Source organism: Cobetia sp. BL01, from assembly GCF_056493605.1.
In genome coordinates, this window is record NZ_JBVBEE010000001.1 from 475742 (window position 1) to 493867 (window position 18126).

Below are 18126 nucleotides of genomic sequence, written 5' to 3' on the forward strand. Positions count from 1 at the left end.
ATCAGAAATGGCCGGGGCAAGGGAGAGGTTCCGTCTAGCTTGCGTGTTGCGCCATGTTCGCTTGCGCGCCTGTCCACTCAGGCGTGCAAGGGCCGGGCGTTACACGTAATCCTGATACTTCTCGAGCAGACGCACCGGCTTCTTGAGGGCGTCGCGGCGGAACGGGTCGCCCAGTTCGCGGGTACACATCACCTCGATGACGCAGGTCTTGCCGTCGTTCATCTGCATGTCGATGGCCTTCTTGAGCGCCGGGCCCACGTCTTCGAGACGGTCGACGGTGATGCCCTCGGCCCCCATGGAGCGCGCGATCTCGGCGAAGCTCTGGTTGTCCAGCTCACCGGCGACGAAGCGACGGTTGTAGAACTCGACCTGATTCTTCTTCTCGGCGCCCCACTGACGATTGTGGAAGACGACGGCGGTGACCGGAATGTCGTGACGCACGGCGGTCATGATTTCCATCAGGCTCATGCCCCAGGCGCCGTCACCGGCGTAGGCGATGGCCGGACGTTCCGGCGCGGCGGTCTTGGCACCCATGATGGTCGGCAGGGCGTAGCCGCAGTTGCCGAAGCTCATCGGGGCGAAGAAGCTGCGCGGCTTGTCGAAGCGCAGGTAGCTGTGGGCCACGGAATTGATGTTGCCGATGTCGGTGGAGACCATGACATCTTTCGGCATGGCCTTTTCCAGCTCGCGCAGGACCTGACGCGGGTGCAGGTATTCTCCACCGGAGAACGGCTTCTCGTCCTTGGCCTCGTCGATGGCGTCGAGGCTGAAGGCGTCCTTCTCGTGGGTCCACTCGTCAAGCTCGGCTTCCCAGGCGGCCTTCTCTTCGCGGATGGTGCTGAGGCGCGAATCCTTGGTGGCATCGCACTCGAGATTGCGACCGGACAGGCGCTCGGTCAGGGCGATGGCCGCTTCACGCGCGTCACCGCAGATGCCGACGGAGATCTTCTTCACCAGGCCCAGCATCTTGTGGTCGGCGTCGATCTGGATGATCTTCGCGTCCTTCGGCCAGTAGTCCATGCCGTGCTGCGGCAGGGTACCGAACGGCCCGAGACGCGTGCCCAGCGCGATGACGACATCGGCCTGCGCGATTAGCTTCATGCCCGCCTTGGAGCCCTGATACCCGAGCGGACCACACCACAGCGGGTGGCTGGCCGGGAAGGAATCGTTGTGCTGGTAGCTGTTGACCACCGGCGCGCCGAGACGCTCTGCCAGTGCCTTGCACTCCTCGACGCCATCCGCCATCACCACACCGCCACCGGAGACGATGACCGGGAACCTGGCGCTGGCCAGCAGCTCGGCTGCCTCATCCAGGCTCTTGCTGCCACCCGGGCCACGGTCCACGCGTGCCGGCTTGGGAATCTCGCACTCGATCTCGCCGTAGAAGTAGTCACGCGGAATGTTGAGCTGGGTCGGGCCCATCTCGGACATGGCGCGATCGAAGCAGCGACCGGTGTATTCCGCCATGCGCGACGGGTGGGTCACGTGGCCCTGGTACTTGGTGAATTCCTGGAACATCGGCAGCTGCTTGCATTCCTGGAAGCCGCCCAGGCCGATGCCGGTGGTGCCGGCTTCCGGGGTGACGATGACTACCGGGCTGTGCGCCCAGTAAGCGGCCGCGATGCCGGTGACGCAGTTGGAGATGCCCGGGCCGTTCTGGCCGATGACCATGCCATGACGGCCGGAGACACGCGCATAGCCGTCGGCCATGTGAGCGGCGCCCTGCTCATGCACCACCGGGATCAGGCGGATGCCGGCCGGCGCGAAGATGTCCATCGCATCCATGAAGGCGGAACCCATGATGCCGAACATGTCGGTGACGCCATTGGCGACCATGGTTTCCACGAAAGCCTCGGAGGGCGTCATCTTCTGCTTGCCCTGCACGACCTTGCGGTTGTCTGCGCTGTCTTGAGTGCTCATGGCGTCTCCAACTATCAATTTTATGTTTATTGGTACATTTAGTTCCGATTACCGAAACATGTGACCAAAATTAGCCCTCACCATGGCGCTCGTCAAGCTAGATTTCATAAAATGATAGAAAACGTGTCTTTTTTAGAAACTTCTTCCGTCCTATGGAGTACTGTTAAAGTAGGCACAGCAACGCAAGGCACTGACGGGCCGAGCGTTTCGGCGCCACACTGCCCAGCGCACGGATTGAAGGAGGGAACAGCTCATGAACAGTGCCACCCAGCCCCAGGCAAGCCTGCCGCGTGCCAGCAAGGACGCTGAAAAGGACACCGGCAAGGAAGGCAGCAGGATAGAGGGTGATACTCCTGCCCAGCGCCTGCTGGCGCTGCTGGAAGTGATCGCCGCCAAGGATCAGTTCTTCACGTTGCAGGGACTGGTGGAAGAGACCGGCCTGCCCAAGCCGACGCTGCATCGCATGCTCCAGCAGCTGGAAGGCAGCGGCATGCTGCAGCGCGAGGCGGACAACCGCCATTACAGCAAGGGCAGTCGGCTGCGCCGTCTGGCGGAGAACCTGCTGCTCAACGATACCGTGCAGGGCGCGCGCCACGGCGTGCTCAGCCGGCTGATGGAAGAGGTGGGGGAAAGCTGCAACATCACCGCGCTGTCGGGCAGCGAGGTGCTGTATCTGGATCGCGTCGAGACCCAGGCGCCGCTGCGCTTCTATCTGCATCCCGGTTCCCGGGTGCCGGTGCATTGCTCCGCCAGCGGCAAGCTGTTTCTGGCCCAGATGCCGCCCGCCCAGCGTCGCCGCCTGCTCAAGGGCACACCGCTGAACGCGATGACGCGCAATACCCTGACCGACATCGACTCCGTCGAGGCCGAGATCGAGCAGGTCCGCCGGCAAGGCTATGCACTGGATGATGAGGAATTCCTGCCCGGGCTGGTGTGCATCGCGGTGCTGGCACCCAACCCGGACGGGCCCTCCAACATCGGCGTGGCGATCCAGGCGCCGGTGATGCGTCAGTCGCGCGAGGACATGCTCAAGCATCTGCCGGCACTGGAACGCGCCGCCCGGGACATCGCCGCCATCCAGCGTGGGGCGATTCCGTCCTCCTGAGGCCAGCGGACTGGGGTTGGGCTGATGCTGGCTGGGGCTAGGCTGAAGCTGGACAGCGACAGACACAAGGTCGTGCTTCCCGTGATGCGCGTGAGGGGCTAGCCTAGCGGACTGCCTTCCACACGCCACGTCGAGAACACCATGTCCGCCAGCGATGCCTTGCGTCTTGTCCTGCTGTCCACCCTGTGGGGCATGTCTTTCATCTTCATGCGCGTGGCCGCGCCGGAATTCGGCCCGACCACATTGATTCTGCTGCGCATGGGCATCGGCGCGCTGGTGCTGGCCCCGCTGCTGCTGGGCGCGGGCCGCCTGAAGATGCTGTGGGAACACAAGGGCTCGCTTGCGGTGCTGGGGCTGACCAGTCAGGCACTGCCCTTCTGCCTGCTGGCGCTGGCCACCACCCAGCTGGAGGCCGGCTTCACCTCGCTGATCAACGCCACCACGCCGCTGTTCACCGCGCTGCTGGGCATGGCGCTGTTCGCCACGCCGATCCAGAAGCAACAGTATCTGGGGCTGGCCGTGGCCTTCAGCGGGGTCTATGTGCTGTCGAGTGACCGCCTCGATTTCCAGCTCGGCGGCGATGGCTGGTTCATCCTCGCCGCCCTGGGGGCGACCTTCTGCTACGGCTTCGCCTCCAATTTCTCGCGCCAGCGCCTGAGTCACCTGCCCTCACCGGTGCTGGCCGCGGGCAGCTCGCTGATGTCGTCCCTGCTGTTGCTGATTCCGGGCCTGTGGATGTGGCCGACAACCAGCGTCAGCCTGGAGGCCTGGGGCAGCGCCATCGCGCTGGCGGTACTCAGCACCAGCCTCGCCTTCCTGATCTTCTTCCGCCTGCTGGCCAGCGCCGGCGCCACCGCGACCACTTCCGTCACCTTCCTGGTACCGGTCAGCGCCTTGCTGTGGGGCAACATGCTGCTCGATGAGGTGATCGATGCGCGCATCCTCACCGGCATGGGCATCACCCTGCTGGGCACCGCCATCGCCACGCGTCTGATTCGCCTGCCGACTCGCCAGAAAGTCGCCTGACGGCTGCCGCGTGATGCCATAAGGCCCGCCCCTGAACGTGAGGTTCATGGGGCGGGCCTTTTGGTTTATGGGGCTTTGGTTTTAGAGCTTTTTGGGGCTGGAGAGCTCAGACACTAGTCATTCGGGTCAACCGGCTCAGCCGGTCAATCGAATCAGCCCGCCGCTTCCTCGGCGGCGTCCGCCAGCGCTTCGAAGACACGCGCCACGGCTTCCGCGCCCGGGTCGTTGTGGCCGACCAGATGGGCGGCGGGCACATAGGCGGAGCGTCCGGCCCGTGCCTTGGCCATCTCCGCGGTGGCATCCGCCCCTTGGCGGGCGGCGCGTGCCATCGCGGCCCAGTCGATGCGCTCGCCCTGCACCGACGCCTGCAGTGCGTCCAACGCCGGCAACAGCGCATCCAGCAGGCTGCGGTCCCCGCGCACGGCGCCGCCGTAATGCTGCATCCGCCCCACACCGTGCTCGAACGCCTCATGCCAGCGCTGCCCCAGCGAGGCAGGTGCACGGGCGTCTGCCTCGCTGGCTTGCGTCTTCCACCGCGTCGCCGCCGCGGTGAACAGGGTCGAGAGCAGCACGCCACTGGAACCGCCCATGCCGTAGGCCAGCTGCTTGCCGATGGAGGTCATCAGCTCGCCACTGTCACCACAGGCCAGCTCACAGTCCTCCAGCGCTTCCAGCACGGCACGGGCACCGCCGGCAAAGGTGGTGCCGGTATCCCCGTCCCCGCTGATGGCATCGAGACGATCGAGATCCACCTCACTGGCCAGCAGGACTTCCAGCACAGCACGCAGCCGCTGCTCGACCTGAGGGTCGCCCGGCAGCGCTACCCTCGCCCGGCCTTCCCGGGCAGCACGCGCCTGGCAATCGGCCTTGGCTCGGGCGCGCTCGGCAAGCGTGGAGGCGTCTTGAACAGCGCACCCCCCCTCCTGACGAGGCGTGAAATGCGCCAGCGGCACCACCCGCTGAACACCGGGCCAGGCACGCGGCGCGCAGCGGGCGTCCAGTGCCTCTTCCAGCAAGCCGTCCAGCGGCAACAGCGTCAGCGAGAAGCCGTGCATGTCCAGTGAGGTCATCAGCGGCTGCGGCCCCACCACGGCGTGAATGCCCAGCGCCTTGAGCGACGGATGCGCCAGCGCCTCGTCGAGCAGGACCGCGCGCTCCAATGCCGAGCAGCCACCCAGATCATTGATCAGCAGCAGATGGCCGGTGGCGGGCAGGTTACCCCCGGCCTCCTTGCGCGAGTGCCCCTGTATCAGCGCCGCCACTACCTGATCCATCAGGGCATGCACTTCGCAGTCTCCGGCATGGCTGCCGAACTCAAGCGTGGTGGCGCCCGGCTCGCCATGAATGCCGAGCCCCAGCTCCGGCGCGCGTGGCTCACGCGGCTTGCCGGGATGACGCCCGACATCGAGTGCCATGCCCAGGGTCGAGCAGCTGTCCGCCACCCGGCGCGCCACGGCGGTGACCTCCTCGAGATCCGCGCCGCCTGCCGCCAGTGCCCCGGCAATCTTGTGGACCAGCAAGGTGCCAGCCAGCCCGCGCGGCTGCGGGTTGTCAGGCAGCGCTACATCATCGGCGACGATGACCATCTCGACCTTGAGTCCTTCCTGACGTGCCCGTTCGGCCGCCAGACCGAAATTGAGGCGGTCTCCGGTGTAGTTCTTGACGATCAACAGGGTGCCCGCGTCACCGGTCACCTCTCTGAGCGCCGCGAGCACCGCCTCCACCGTCGGTGAGGCGAACAGCTCGCCACATACCGCCGCGGTGAGCATGCCGGCCCCGACGAAACCGGCATGCGCGGGCTCATGCCCGGAACCCCCGCCGGAAATCAGCGCGACCTGATCGCGCTGCCAGTCATCGCGCACCACCAGGCGCATGCCGCTGTCCGGCGCGGACAGACGCAGGCCACTGCCATCGGGATGCTGCAACTGGGCACTGCCGGAAAGCGCCGCGCCGATGATATCGCCCGACTGATGGAAGAACTGATTGACGCACTGTCGGCCTGTCTCGTTGTGACTCATCCTTCACTCCTTGAGGACCCTCGCCCTGCTGGTGACATGACGCCTGTCATCTCTCTGCCAGTGTCAGTCAACCATTGCCCATGCGGGATTGCCATCCGACATGACGATCAGTCCCGAGGCAGACAGAGATGACAGGACGATACCGAGCTGACAGAAGCTCCGAGCTGATAGAAGCTCCGAGATGACAGAAGTTCTGAGAGGCAGTGATAGCACAAGCACATGGCAATGCGGCGTCAGCCTGCCATCCGCGCTGTCACTCGTCGATGACCGGGCGGGGGGCGGGGTCACGCGCAGGCGTGAGGGGGGTGGCGCTGTCTGCGCGTGTCGCGGCGGAGGCCTGGGCCAGAGTGTCCAGCGGCGAGGCGACGGGGATCTCGGGAGGCAGACGCGGGGAGGTGCCGGCGGTGTGCCGCGCTCTGGAGGAAGAGTCCTGCAAAGCGCTGACGTGGGGCGCCTCGCCGTGCCGCAAGGGGGCATGCAGATGGTAGCCGTGCTTGCCGCTGCGCTTGACGCGATACATCGCCTGATCGGCATATTCCAGTGCGGTCGCGAAGTTGCCGTTGGCGTCTCGGCCGAAGCAGACCCCGATGCTCAGACCGATGCTGGCCTGTCCCGTGCTGATCTCGAGGGGCTGGCCGAAGCGTGCCAGCCAGCGCCGCACGATCATCTCGATACGCGCCGGTGTCATGCGCGGCAGCTGGAACAGGAACTCATCCCCGCCGAAGCGCGCGGCCAGGTGGTGATGGACGCCCAGATGATGCAGCTCTTCATTGAGACCGTGGGCGAGCAATACCAGCACTTCATCGCCAGCACGATGTCCCAGCGCATCATTGACCTGCTTGAAGCCATCCACGTCGATGAACAGCAGCGCACTGTCGTCCGCCAGCTGGCGCTTGAACCAGCCATTGATGGCCTGGCGATTGGAAAGTCCCGTCAGTGCATCGGTGCTGGCCAGGGCATTGAGGCGAGTCTCGTAATCCTTCTCGTGGCTGATGTCGGTATGGGTGCCCAGCAGGCGCAGCGCCTTGCCATTCGCGTCACGTTCGACGACTCGCCCCCTGTCCGCGACCCAGGTGATGCTGCCGTCTCGGGCCAGCATGCGATGCACCACCTGATAGACTTCGGTGCGCCCGGCGAGATGGTCCTCGAGATTGGCGAGCACCTCGTCGCGGTCTTCCGGGTGGAGGTGATCTCGCCAGACATCGAAATGAGCGTTCAACTCGCCGGGCTGATAACCCAGCATGCGCCCCCAGCGATAGTTGAAGATGGTGAGCTTGCCGGTGGGAACTTCCAGCTGCCAGAGACGCAGACCCGTGCCGTCGAGGGTCGACGACAACTTCTCCTCCAGACTCGCGACACGGCGCTCCAGACGTGCCTTGTCGCGCTCCATCTGCTGGATCGTGGCCTCAAGCGACTGCTCACGTAGACTCTTGCGTGTCATTCCCTCGTCCCCGGTTGACTCCCTGTCCCGCTACCCGTCACCCACCCGGATAGCCTCGCGGGGGAATCACATTCCCGATCCCCCGCGTGATGGCCCAGGCGACATCCCGATGTCGCACCACCTCGGCCTTTGCTGCCTGCATGCCGGTCTGCATGCCCTGTTCACACGCCCGGCCCACACGCCCTGTTCACATGCCCTGTCTGCGCAGGGAGTGCAGGGGCGACGTGTCGCCCCGGTCGCTCGGGGATCAGAGGGCCAGTTCGCCACCCTTGTCCACGGCGCGCTGGAAGGCGGCGCGCGCCCGGATGCGCGCCAGCCAGTCCTGAATGTTCGGATGATTCTTGAGCCCCTGACGCGTATCGAGCGCCTGGATCGGGAAGCTCATCTGGATATCGGCACCGGTCAGGGCGTCACCGGCAAGCCAGGGGCGACGTTCGAGACAGGTATCCATGTAGGTGAGGTGCGCCTTGATTTCCGGGCTGATGAACTTGTCATTGACTCCCTTGGCCAGTAGGCGGGCGATCGGACGGATCAACCACGGCACCGGTGGCTTGTCGAGACGCGAGAACACCAGCCTGAGCATCAGCGGCAACATGGCGGAGCCTTCGGCGAAGTGCAGCCAGAAACGGTAATCGCGCTCGGCCTGAGTTCCGGGGGCTGGCCTGAGGTGGGCACTCTCCCCACTGCCCTGTGAGCCATAGACATCGATGAGGTATTCGATGATGGCACCGGACTCCGCGACCACGACAGGCGCTCCCGTGTCACCGGACAGCGTGGTGTCGGTGATCACCGGCGCCTTGCCCAGCGGGTGGATGTCCTTGAGTGCCCGGGGCGCACGCATGCTCCCGGCGTCACGGGCATGGATTTCCAGGCGGTATTCCAGATTCAGCTCTTCCAACAGCCACAGAATGCGCTGCGAGCGTGAGTTTTCCAGATGGTGCACCGTGATCATGTCGTCTCCCTGAATCGTGCTTCCTGAACGCAGGCTTCGATGCCGAGTTCGACGAGGATACCCGCTGGGTACCCATCACGTCGGCTCAGCGTTCGAAGATCGTGTCGCCCAGATCATCGATGGTGCGTTTCGCCTTGAGCACGGTCAGCTCCACGGCGCCGTCTTCTCCCGGCACGGTGTCGGAGCGCTCGAAGCGATGCTCCAGCGTCTCGCCCCCTTCCAGTGGCTTGCGAATCACGCCGGAGACCCGGTACTGCCCTTCGTGCTTCTGCGGCATGGCGACGATGAGGTAACCATTGTATTCGACGGCCTCCGGTTCCTTGACCGGCGCAGGCTCGCCTGCGGAAAACAGTTTCTTGAGCATTCCCAGCATGTTGAAGGATCCTTCGGTGGCCGGCCTCTAGTGTCACCGGCATTCACCTGGAAAAAGTGAAAGAAATGAGAGTTTATGATGAGACCCTCAGCATGCCACGCCCCCGTGCCGGGGGAAATGCGACCTTCCCACCAGACACTAAGCCGCATGCCATCCGGGGCACGCGTACGGGCGTCGCGCTGGCCGCTTGCATGGCACGACTTGCATGGCACAGATGGCAGAACGCCGGCCCCGTCAGCAGTCCGGGGACTGCCACCAGGGCCGGCGTCTTGATGACCCGACAGACATCGTCATCGGGTCAGATGGGCAGGCGATCTCTCAGCATGCGCATCCGGTAATGCCTTACTCGATGCCACGTCCCTTGCTGGCCGCGATACGCAGGCGCAGGGAGTTCAGCTTGATGAAGCCGGCAGCGTCCTTCTGGTCGTAGGCGCCTGCATCGTCCTCGAAGGTCGCGATGGAGGCGTCGAACAGTGAATCCTCGGACTGACGACCCACGACGATGACGTTGCCCTTGTAGAGCTTGAGACGCACGACGCCGTTGACGACCTTCTGGGACTCATCGATGGCCGCCTGCAGCATGCGACGCTCCGGGCTCCACCAGTAGCCGTTGTACACAAGCTCAGCGTACTTGGGCATCATCTCGTCCTTCAGGTGAGCCGCTTCGCGGTCCAGGGTGATGGATTCGATGGCACGGTGAGCACGCATCATGATGGTGCCGCCCGGTGTTTCGTAGCAGCCACGGGACTTCATGCCGACATAACGGTTCTCGACGATGTCGAGACGGCCGATGCCGTTGGCGCCGCCGACCTTGTTCAGGTACTCGAGCACTTCGTGAGCGGCCATTTCCTTGCCATCGATGGCAGTGATGTCGCCCTTGGTGTAGGTCAGGTCGATGTAGGTCGCCTCGTTCGGCGCCTGCTCCGGGCTGACGCTCCAGCGCCACATCTCTTCTTCGCACTCGGTCCACGGGTCTTCCAGCACGCCACCTTCATAGGAGATGTGCAGAAGGTTCGCGTCCATGGAGTACGGCGACTTCTTCTTGTTCTTGGCGTAGTCGACTTCGATACCGTGCTGCTCACAGTATTCCATCAACTTCTCGCGGGAGTTCAGGTCCCACTCACGCCACGGCGCGATGACCTGGATGCCCGGCTTCAGCGCGTAGGCGCCCAGCTCGAAACGCACCTGGTCGTTGCCCTTGCCGGTCGCACCGTGGGAGATGGCGTCAGCGCCGGTCTCGTTGGCGATCTCGACCAGGCGACGCGCGATCAGCGGACGTGCGATGGAGGTGCCCAGCAGGTACTCGCCTTCGTAGATGGCGTTGGCACGGAACATCGGGAAGACGTAATCGCGGACGAAGGTCTCGCGCAGATCCTCGATGTAGATCTCCTTCACGCCGAGGGCTTCCGCCTTGGCACGCGCCGGCTCGACTTCCTCGCCCTGACCGAGGTCAGCGGTGAAGGTCACGACTTCACAGTTGTAGGTTTCCTGCAGCCACTTGACGATGACTGAAGTGTCCAGGCCGCCGGAGTAGGCGAGAACGACCTTTTGCACGTCGGACATGCTTGACTCCTGAGTTGATGCTTGTAGTTCCCGCGATGCCACCGCCCGAGGACGGGGACGCAGGTGGGGATGGATCGTACGGTCGCGAGGAAGGCCTGCCCAGCAGGTGGCCGCCCGTTGCCACTCGAATCACGATGTGGGGCCGATTATAGCGAGGCTGGCACCTCACCGATACTGCTGACAGGCGCTGTCATGGGCAGAACGGGACCTGGCGCCCCCCTGCCGGGGCCGCCCTGACGCCTGCGCCGCGACGTGTCCGTATCGCCCTGCTACAATTGCTCTCCTTGAGCGCCGGCGAGACGCACGGCGCAGCACGAGACGCAATGACGGGATTGGAGATCTTGATGACCCAGGCGAGCGAGCGCACGCTGATGGCACAACGCTTCCGTGGCTTCCTGCCAGTGGTGGTGGACCTCGAGACAGGTGGATTCAATGCCGCCGGAGATGCACTGCTCGAGATCGCTGCCGTCACGCTGACCATGGATGACGACGGCAACATGGTGCCGGATGCCACCTACGCCTTTCACGTGGCGCCCTTTGAAGGGGCCAATATCGAGCAGTCGGCACTGGACTTCACCGGGATCGATCTGGACAACCCGGTACGCAAGCAGGTGGCCGTGGCCGAGAATCAGGCACTGGGCGAAATCTTCAGCCCGATACGCAAGGCCATCAAGGCACACGGCTGCACGCGTGCGGTGCTGGTCGGTCACAACGCGGCCTTCGATCAGGGCTTCCTGAACGCGGCGGTGGAGCGTTGCGGTATCAAGCGCAACCCGTTCCACCCGTTCTCGTGCTTCGATACCGCCTCGCTTGCGGGTCTGGTCTACGGCCAGACGGTACTGGCCCGCGCCTGCCGCGCCGCCGGCATCGAGTTCGACAACGCCTCCGCCCACTCGGCGCGCTATGACACCGAGCGCACCGCGGAGCTGTTCTGCGCGATGGTCAATCGCTTCAAGGACCTGGGCGGCTGGGATCTGGCGATGAAGGAACAGGGCATGAACGACGAGGTGCCTGCCTCGCTCGAGACGCCTGCCACCTGACAGCCAGGGGCTTGCCCGGCCCGGCCGCGCAAGACACTCCTGTGAAATCGCCACACGAAAACGCCCCCGCAGCCTGGCTGCGGGGGCGTTTTGTCTGACAGGCTCCGCTCAGATCAGAACATGTCTGACCCGGGGAGACCGATCACTCGGCAGCCGCTTCCTGAGCGGCCTGCTTGATCATCGGCTCCAGCTCGCCGTTCTGGTACATCTCGACCACGATGTCGCAGCCGCCGACCAGCTCGCCGTTGATCCACAGCTGCGGGAAGGTCGGCCAGTTGGCGTACTTCGGCAGCTCCGCACGGATGTCCGGGTTGTCCAGGATGTTGACGAAGGCGAAACGCTCGCCGCACGCCATCACGGCCTGGACGGTCTGGGCGGAGAAACCGCACTGCGGCAGCTGCGGCGTGCCCTTCATGTACAGCAGGATGGGGTTCTCGCCAATCTGCTTCTCGATCGATTCGATGGTGGTGCTCATGTGCAATCCTCGGACGGTGGGCGCAAGGCCCGTGAGTGTCATTCCCTCATTCTACTGAGGGTGAGCCACGAATTCAGCCCCCGATATTGCCCCAGGGCGAGATTGGTGTCTGCAGGGCAGGCCGGCGATGTCGCTGTCGGCAGGCTGACCGGCGCACGCGCGGGGCGAGGCAAGGGCTCTCGATGCCTCGCGAGACGCCTCGGCGTTGCGCCCGCCCGCTCAGCTGGCTAGGATGGCTCTTTTGACAGGCAGCGCCAATCGGGCGCCGTGATCGTCGGCGACTTCCTTCCCTCCGACGCATGGCGCCCTTTTCGATGGTGCTGCCCGAGACCCTGACAGGAGCCCGCTCGATGGCCACCCGGCACTTTCTGACTCTGCTTGACCTTTCTCCGGAAGAACTCGATTACCTGATTCAGCGCGCCATCACCATCAAGGATGGCTTGAAGAAGGAAGGTCCGGTCTACACGCCGTTCGCCAACCGTACCCTGGCGATGATCTTCGAGAAGTCCTCCACGCGCACCCGTGTGTCCTTCGAGACGGCGATGGCCCAGTTCGGCGGCCATGCCCTGTTCCTGTCGCCGCGCGATACCCAGCTGGGCCGTGGCGAGCCGATCGGTGACACCGCGCGCGTACTCTCCGAGATGGTGGATGGCGTGATGATCCGCACCTTCGCGCACTCCGATATCGAAGCCTTCGCCGATGCCTCCAGCGTGCCGGTCATCAATGCACTCACCGATGACTACCATCCGTGCCAGCTGCTGGCTGACGTGATGACCTGGACCGAGTGCCGTGGCTCCGTGAAGGGCAAGACAGCAGTCTGGATCGGCGATGGCAACAACATGTGCCATTCCTGGATCAACGCCGCACGCCAGTTCGACTTCATCCTGCGCATCTGCTGCCCGGAAGGCTACGAGCCGGACAGCGAGATCGTCGCGGCAGCCGGTCAGCGCGTCAGCATCCACCGCGACCCGCAGGAAGCCGTCCAGGGCGCGGATCTAGTGACCACCGATGTCTGGGCCTCCATGGGCCAGGAAGAGGAGCAGCTCAAGCGCGAATCCGACTTCGCCGGCTACCAGGTCGATGAAGCCATGCTCGACAAGGCCGCCGATGACGTCATCTTCCTGCACTGCCTGCCGGCACACCGCGGCGAAGAGATCAGCATGGGACTGCTGGATGACCCGCGCGCCGTCGTCTGGCAGGAAGCCGGCAACCGTCTGCACGCCCAGAAGGCATTGCTCGAATTCCTGATGCTGGGTCGTCAGGACTGAATCAGCCCTGCCTGTCGCCGCCTGCATCCATGCCGGCGGCGACATCGTATGCACAGACAGGCGGGCGCGTGAGCTCAGCGCCCGCCCCTGATGCCCTCGCCGGCTGTTCCACTCGCTGCCCTTCTCGTTTTCTGGACCGACCCGCCATCATGCAACCGCTCCTGCAGATTGATTCTCTGGAATGTCGCTACGACACCACCGTGGTGACCCGTGACATCAATTTCTCTCTCAACAAGGGGGATATCGCCTGCCTGCTCGGCCCGTCCGGCTGTGGCAAGACGACCCTGCTGCGCGCGATCGCCGGCTTCGAACCGGTGGCGGTCGGCGAGATTCGCCTCGAGGGAGAAGTGCTCTCCAGCGCCACCCAGCTGACGGCGCCGGAAGAGCGCCATGTCGGCATGGTCTTTCAGGATTACGCCCTGTTTCCGCACCTGAGCGTGGCGGACAACGTGGCGTTCGGCGTACGCCGCATGCCGAAGGCCGAGCGCAATGCCAAGGTGGCGGAACTGCTGACGCTGGTCGGTCTGGGGCATCTGGGCGAGCGTTTTCCGCATGAACTCTCGGGCGGACAGCAGCAGCGCGTGGCCTTGGCACGCGCGCTGGCGCCGGAGCCACGCATCCTGCTGCTCGACGAGCCGTTCTCGAATCTGGACGTGGAGCTGCGCCGGCAGCTGAGCCAGGAGGTGCGCCGGATTCTCAAGCACCTCGGCATCAGCGCGGTACTGGTCACCCATGATCAGAACGAAGCCTTCGCGATGGCGGACCAGATCGGCGTCATCCATGCCGGGCATCTGCAGCAATGGGATACACCGTTCAATCTGTATCACGAGCCGGCCACGCGCTTCGTCGCCAACTTCATCGGTCAGGGCTACTTCATCCCCGGCACGCTGGCGGACAACGAAAGCGTCTCCACCGAACTCGGGGTGATCCGCGGCAACCGTGCCTATCCGTATGACGCCGGGACACCGGTAGACGTGCTGCTGCGTCCGGATGATCTGGTGCTGGCTGAAGGAGAGGCGGAAACCAGTGATCTCAAGGCGCGCGTGCTCAGCGCGACCTTTGCCGGCACCAGCACCCTGTATCGCCTGGCCTTGCCGTCAGGTCGTGAGGTCGAGGCGGCCTTCAACAGCCATCACGACTATCACCCGGGGGAAGACGTCAGTCTGCGCATTCAGGCCGATCACCTGATCCTGTTCGAACGACTGGAAGACAGCGACGCGGGAATGTGAACGCTTGACCGCCATTCGCCGTGGCACTGACACGGCGAATGGCTCGGGCGACGGCCAGCAATGCGCTGCTGATGCCTGCGTCACCGAAGGCGGCCGACGGCGGGGGTGGCCCTGTGAAGGGCAAGAGGCAATGAACCAAAAAAAAGCGGCCACCCCGAAGGATGGCCGCTTTTTCAATATTCTGGTGGAGCCTAGCGGGATCGAACCGCTGACCTCAACACTGCCAGTGTTGCGCTCTCCCAGCTGAGCTAAGGCCCCACTGCGCGCTCAAATCGCGCGCCATACTTCGCAGAGTTGACCCTGCATGCCGGTATGCTGGCATCTCGTGACATGGTGGAGCCTAGCGGGATCGAACCGCTGACCTCAACACTGCCAGTGTTGCGCTCTCCCAGCTGAGCTAAGGCCCCGTGCTCACGATGCAGCGAATACTACAGACCACATGACAAGCCGTCAACCCCTTATTTTTGCAGCGATTTCCCGCGTTCACCGTCACGAAGCACGCTGATGAAGGGTAGTCATCTTGCATGCGACGCACGGGATGACAGTGGCATCGACAAGCCCATGGCCAATGGGTACATTGAAAGCCATACTAACTAACACGCCTGATGACATCTTTACTGGAGCCGCCTTGATCAAGGTTCTTGTCGCTGATGACCACCACCTGGTGCGTACCAGCATCGTCCGTACCATTGAGCTAGAGGATGGGCTCAAGGTGATTGCAGAAGCCTCGGATGGCGAAACCGCGATCAAACTCTGCCGTGAGCACAGTCCGGATATCGTGCTGATGGACATTCGCATGCCCGGCGTCGATGGACTTGAAGCCACGCGCAAGATCGTTCGCAGCCTGCCGGAAGTTCGCGTGATCGTCCTGACCGCCTATCTCGAGGAATCCTTCGCCAAACGCCTGCTGGAAGCAGGGGCCTTCGGTTTCATCTCCAAGGGCACGCCCTTCGATGAAATGATTCGCGCCATTCGCCGAGTCGCCGGTGGCGAACGCTACCTGACCCCGGAGATCGCGCAACGCCTGGTGTTCTCGGGCATGGACACCGGATGCAGCAATCCCTTCGAGCAACTCTCGACCCGCGAGATGCAGGTGGCGCTGATGATCGTCAACTGTCATCGCGTCAACGAGATCTCCGACCGCCTTCACCTGAGCCCCAAGACCGTCAATACCTATCGCTATCGCATCTTCGAGAAGCTGGGCGTGACCAGTGACGTCGAGATGACGCATCTGGCCATGCGCCATCAATTGCTCGACGACTATGCTCTCGAGGCTCGGCCGCTGTCGGATTGAGCCACGCAGGCGACAGCGAAGTGATTCGCTGACGGGAAAGCCCACGGCCCGATGACACCATCCCCCAGGGGAGGCATCGTCGGGCCGTGGGCTTTTTTCTTATCGTCTTGCTGGCCTTTCCTTCTCTCCACTGGCATCTCTCCACTGGCATCTCTCCACTGGCATCTCTCCACTGGCATCTCTCCACTGGCATCTCTCCACTGGCATCTCTCCACTGGCATCGCTCGCCTGGCATCTCTCGATGGGCATGGCGGCGCCCGACATCACCGGGCATCCCACCCCGCCGCGTCTCCTGCCCCCTTGCTGCGCGGGACACCCGCCCCAATCTGATCTGTTTGCCTGCCGATGCGCATTGCCCCTGAAGACAGCCACGGCACCTGAAGATGGACATGTAGCTCCCTTGATCGGGCCTTCGGCTTGTTTGATAGACTGGCGACATCTCCGAACGAGGAACCCCATGGCCAAGCAGCATCCCGATTCCACGCCACCGGAATCCGCCAACGAGTCCAACGCGAACCGCGAGCGCAGTGACGCCGCTCGGGTGTCCAGTCGTCTGATCACCAGCGATGCCTCCGCCCCGGCGGCCGAGGCGAATGATTTCGATCCGCGCCACTTCCTCAAGCATGTCAGTGATGCGCCCGGCATCTATCGCATGCTGGATACCGCCGGCGAGGTGCTCTATGTCGGCAAGGCAAAGCGCTTGAAGGCACGCCTCTCCAGCTATTTCCGCAATACCGGCCTGAATGCCAAGACCCAGGCACTGGTCGGGCGCATCGCGGATGTCCAGGTCACCATCACCCGCAGCGAAACGGAAGCGCTGCTGCTTGAGCAGACCCTGATCAAGGAGCTGCGCCCGCCGTACAACATCCTGCTGCGCGACGACAAGTCCTACCCTTACGTCTTCATCAGTCAGCATCACGACTATCCGGCGCTGGAGTTCAAGCGCGTGCGCCACAAGCGCAACGATGGCCGGTATTTCGGCCCCTATCCCAGCAGCGTGGCAGTGCGGGAATCGCTGACGTTGATGCAGAAGATCTTCCGGCTGCGCAATTGCGAGGATTCGGTATTCGCGCATCGTGAGCGTCCGTGCCTGCAATATCAGATCAACCGCTGCACTGCGCCGTGCGTCGATTACATCAGCAAGCAGGATTATCGTCGCGACATGGAACACGCGGTGATGTGCCTGAACGGCCAGAGCGATCAGGTCACCGATGAGCTGAGTCGGGCGATGGAAGATGCCGCCATGCGCCTGGAATTCGAGGAGGCGGCACGCCTGCGCGATCAGGTCGCCCAGCTGCGTCGGATGCAGGAGAAGCAATATGTCGATACCGGCACCGGCAATGCCGACATTCTGGCACTCGCCGAGCGCCCGGGTGGACTGTGCATCAGCGTGCTGTCAGTCCGCCAGGGGCGCATGCTCGGAGCGCGTCATTTCTCGCCGGGCAACGGACTGGACCTCACCAGCAGCGAGCTGTTGACCGGCTTCGTCAGTCAGTACTACCTGGGTCAGGATCGCGAGATGCCCGATGAGGTGCTCACCTCACTGGCACTCGAGGATGCGCCGCTGGTGGAAGGTGCACTGAGCGAGAAAGCCGGTCGCCGCGTTCGCGTGGCACACCAGGTACGTGGCCATCGCGCCCAGTGGCTCACGCTGGCACAGACCAACGCCGAGCAGTATCTGGCCACTCAGCTGGCCAGCCGCCAGCAGCTCTCCAATCGCTTTCTGTCATTGCGCGATGCTCTGGGACTCGCGGAAGTGCCCAAGCGCCTGGAGTGCTTCGACATCTCCCACAGCCACGGTGAGGCGACCGTGGCCAGCTGCGTGGTGTTCGATCACGAGGGGCCCATCAAGTCGGATTATCGACGCTTCAACATCGAGGGGGTGACGGCCGGTGATGACTACGCCGCCATGCAGCAGGCGCTGACGCGACGTTTCAAGCGTCTGCAGGAGGGAGAAGGCAAGCGCCCAGACATCCTGCTGGTCGATGGCGGCAAGGGTCAGCTCAACATGGCGCGTGAGGTCTTCGTGTCGCTCGGCGTGACCGACATCATCCTGCTCGGGGTCGCCAAGGGCACCACGCGCAAGGCCGGCCTGGAGACGCTGTTCATCGAGACGGTGCATGACACCCTGGATCTCGACAGCCATTCACCGGCGCTGCACTTGATCCAGCATATCCGTGATGAATCGCACCGCTTCGCGATTGCCGGCCACCGCGCCAAGCGTGACAAGGCGCGCCGCACCTCGAGCCTCGAGGGCATCGCGGGGGTCGGGCCCAAGCGCCGCCGGGAACTGCTCAAGTTCTTCGGGGGACTCCAGGGGGTCAAGCAGGCCTCCAAGCCGGAACTGGCGCGGGTGCCCGGCATCAGCGAATCCCTTGCCGAGGTGATCCATCAGGCACTGCACGGCTGACCGATCATGCAG

General features: G+C 63.9%; 14 protein-coding genes and 2 tRNA genes. 7 read left to right on the forward strand and 9 right to left on the reverse strand.

Annotated features, from left to right (window positions below; translation table 11 throughout):
- Positions 1-99: 99 nt before the first annotated feature.
- Entirely contained in the window at positions 100-1920 is a 1821-nt protein-coding gene (gene xsc / locus ACZYGA_RS02000) for a sulfoacetaldehyde acetyltransferase (protein ID WP_404625055.1), read from the reverse strand.
- Positions 1921-2173: 253 nt separating this feature from the next.
- Between xsc and ACZYGA_RS02005 the strand changes: the two genes are divergently transcribed.
- Both ACZYGA_RS02005 and ACZYGA_RS02010 read left to right on the forward strand, forming a co-directional pair.
- Positions 2174-3025: an IclR family transcriptional regulator gene (locus ACZYGA_RS02005; RefSeq protein ID WP_404625053.1), complete on the forward strand. Its 852-nt coding sequence runs from the start codon at positions 2174-2176 to the stop codon at positions 3023-3025.
- Between the two features lie 141 nt (positions 3026-3166).
- Complete coding sequence (locus ACZYGA_RS02010) at positions 3167-4051, forward strand: DMT family transporter (RefSeq protein WP_271302199.1); 885 nt, start codon at positions 3167-3169, stop codon at positions 4049-4051.
- A gap of 152 nt (positions 4052-4203) precedes the next feature.
- Here the strand turns inward: ACZYGA_RS02010 and ACZYGA_RS02015 are convergent, their stop codons facing one another.
- From ACZYGA_RS02015 to ACZYGA_RS02035, 5 genes are all read right to left on the reverse strand, one after another.
- A complete protein-coding gene (locus ACZYGA_RS02015) occupies positions 4204-6069 on the reverse strand; it encodes a dihydroxyacetone kinase subunit DhaK (RefSeq protein ID WP_479398313.1) in 1866 nt (621 codons plus the stop codon).
- Between the two features lie 253 nt (positions 6070-6322).
- Positions 6323-7510: a diguanylate cyclase domain-containing protein gene (locus ACZYGA_RS02020; RefSeq protein WP_404625047.1), complete on the reverse strand. Its 1188-nt coding sequence runs from the start codon at positions 7508-7510 to the stop codon at positions 6323-6325.
- A 247-nt stretch (positions 7511-7757) separates the two neighbouring features.
- Positions 7758-8462, reverse strand: a complete 705-nt coding sequence (locus ACZYGA_RS02025; protein ID WP_077374926.1) for a glutathione S-transferase — start codon at positions 8460-8462, stop codon at positions 7758-7760.
- Positions 8463-8547: 85 nt separating this feature from the next.
- On the reverse strand, positions 8548-8835 hold the full coding sequence (locus tag ACZYGA_RS02030; RefSeq protein ID WP_307722815.1) for an HlyU family transcriptional regulator: 288 nt from the start codon (positions 8833-8835) through the stop codon (positions 8548-8550).
- Positions 8836-9177: 342 nt separating this feature from the next.
- Positions 9178-10440 (reverse strand): argininosuccinate synthase, encoded by a 1263-nt coding sequence (locus tag ACZYGA_RS02035; protein WP_255303132.1) that lies wholly within the window; start codon positions 10438-10440, stop codon positions 9178-9180.
- Positions 10441-10742: 302 nt separating this feature from the next.
- On the opposite strand from ACZYGA_RS02035, the gene rnt reads away from it, so the two are divergent.
- Entirely contained in the window at positions 10743-11438 is a 696-nt protein-coding gene (gene rnt / locus ACZYGA_RS02040) for a ribonuclease T (RefSeq protein WP_077375652.1), read from the forward strand.
- 142 nt (positions 11439-11580) lie between these two features.
- Here the strand turns inward: rnt and grxD are convergent, their stop codons facing one another.
- Positions 11581-11913, reverse strand: a complete 333-nt coding sequence (gene grxD, locus ACZYGA_RS02045; protein ID WP_077374932.1) for a Grx4 family monothiol glutaredoxin — start codon at positions 11911-11913, stop codon at positions 11581-11583.
- Between the two features lie 350 nt (positions 11914-12263).
- Between grxD and argF the strand changes: the two genes are divergently transcribed.
- Both argF and ACZYGA_RS02055 read left to right on the forward strand, forming a co-directional pair.
- Positions 12264-13181: an ornithine carbamoyltransferase gene (gene argF / locus ACZYGA_RS02050; RefSeq protein WP_404625044.1), complete on the forward strand. Its 918-nt coding sequence runs from the start codon at positions 12264-12266 to the stop codon at positions 13179-13181.
- A gap of 149 nt (positions 13182-13330) precedes the next feature.
- The gene (locus ACZYGA_RS02055) at positions 13331-14410 is read left to right on the forward strand and encodes an ABC transporter ATP-binding protein (protein ID WP_217622058.1); all 1080 of its coding nucleotides are present in this window, start codon (positions 13331-13333) and stop codon (positions 14408-14410) included.
- A 182-nt stretch (positions 14411-14592) separates the two neighbouring features.
- Here the strand turns inward: ACZYGA_RS02055 and ACZYGA_RS02060 are convergent.
- Positions 14593-14668: transfer RNA gene (locus tag ACZYGA_RS02060), tRNA-Ala, on the reverse strand.
- A 73-nt stretch (positions 14669-14741) separates the two neighbouring features.
- Positions 14742-14817, reverse strand: a tRNA-Ala gene (locus tag ACZYGA_RS02065).
- A 221-nt stretch (positions 14818-15038) separates the two neighbouring features.
- Between ACZYGA_RS02065 and uvrY the strand changes: the two genes are divergently transcribed.
- Together uvrY and uvrC are read left to right on the forward strand one after the other, a co-directional pair.
- A complete protein-coding gene (gene uvrY / locus ACZYGA_RS02070) occupies positions 15039-15704 on the forward strand; it encodes a UvrY/SirA/GacA family response regulator transcription factor (protein ID WP_077374938.1) in 666 nt (221 codons plus the stop codon).
- 457 nt (positions 15705-16161) lie between these two features.
- On the forward strand, positions 16162-18114 hold the full coding sequence (gene uvrC, locus ACZYGA_RS02075; RefSeq protein WP_077374942.1) for an excinuclease ABC subunit UvrC: 1953 nt from the start codon (positions 16162-16164) through the stop codon (positions 18112-18114).
- Positions 18115-18126 lie beyond the last annotated feature (12 nt).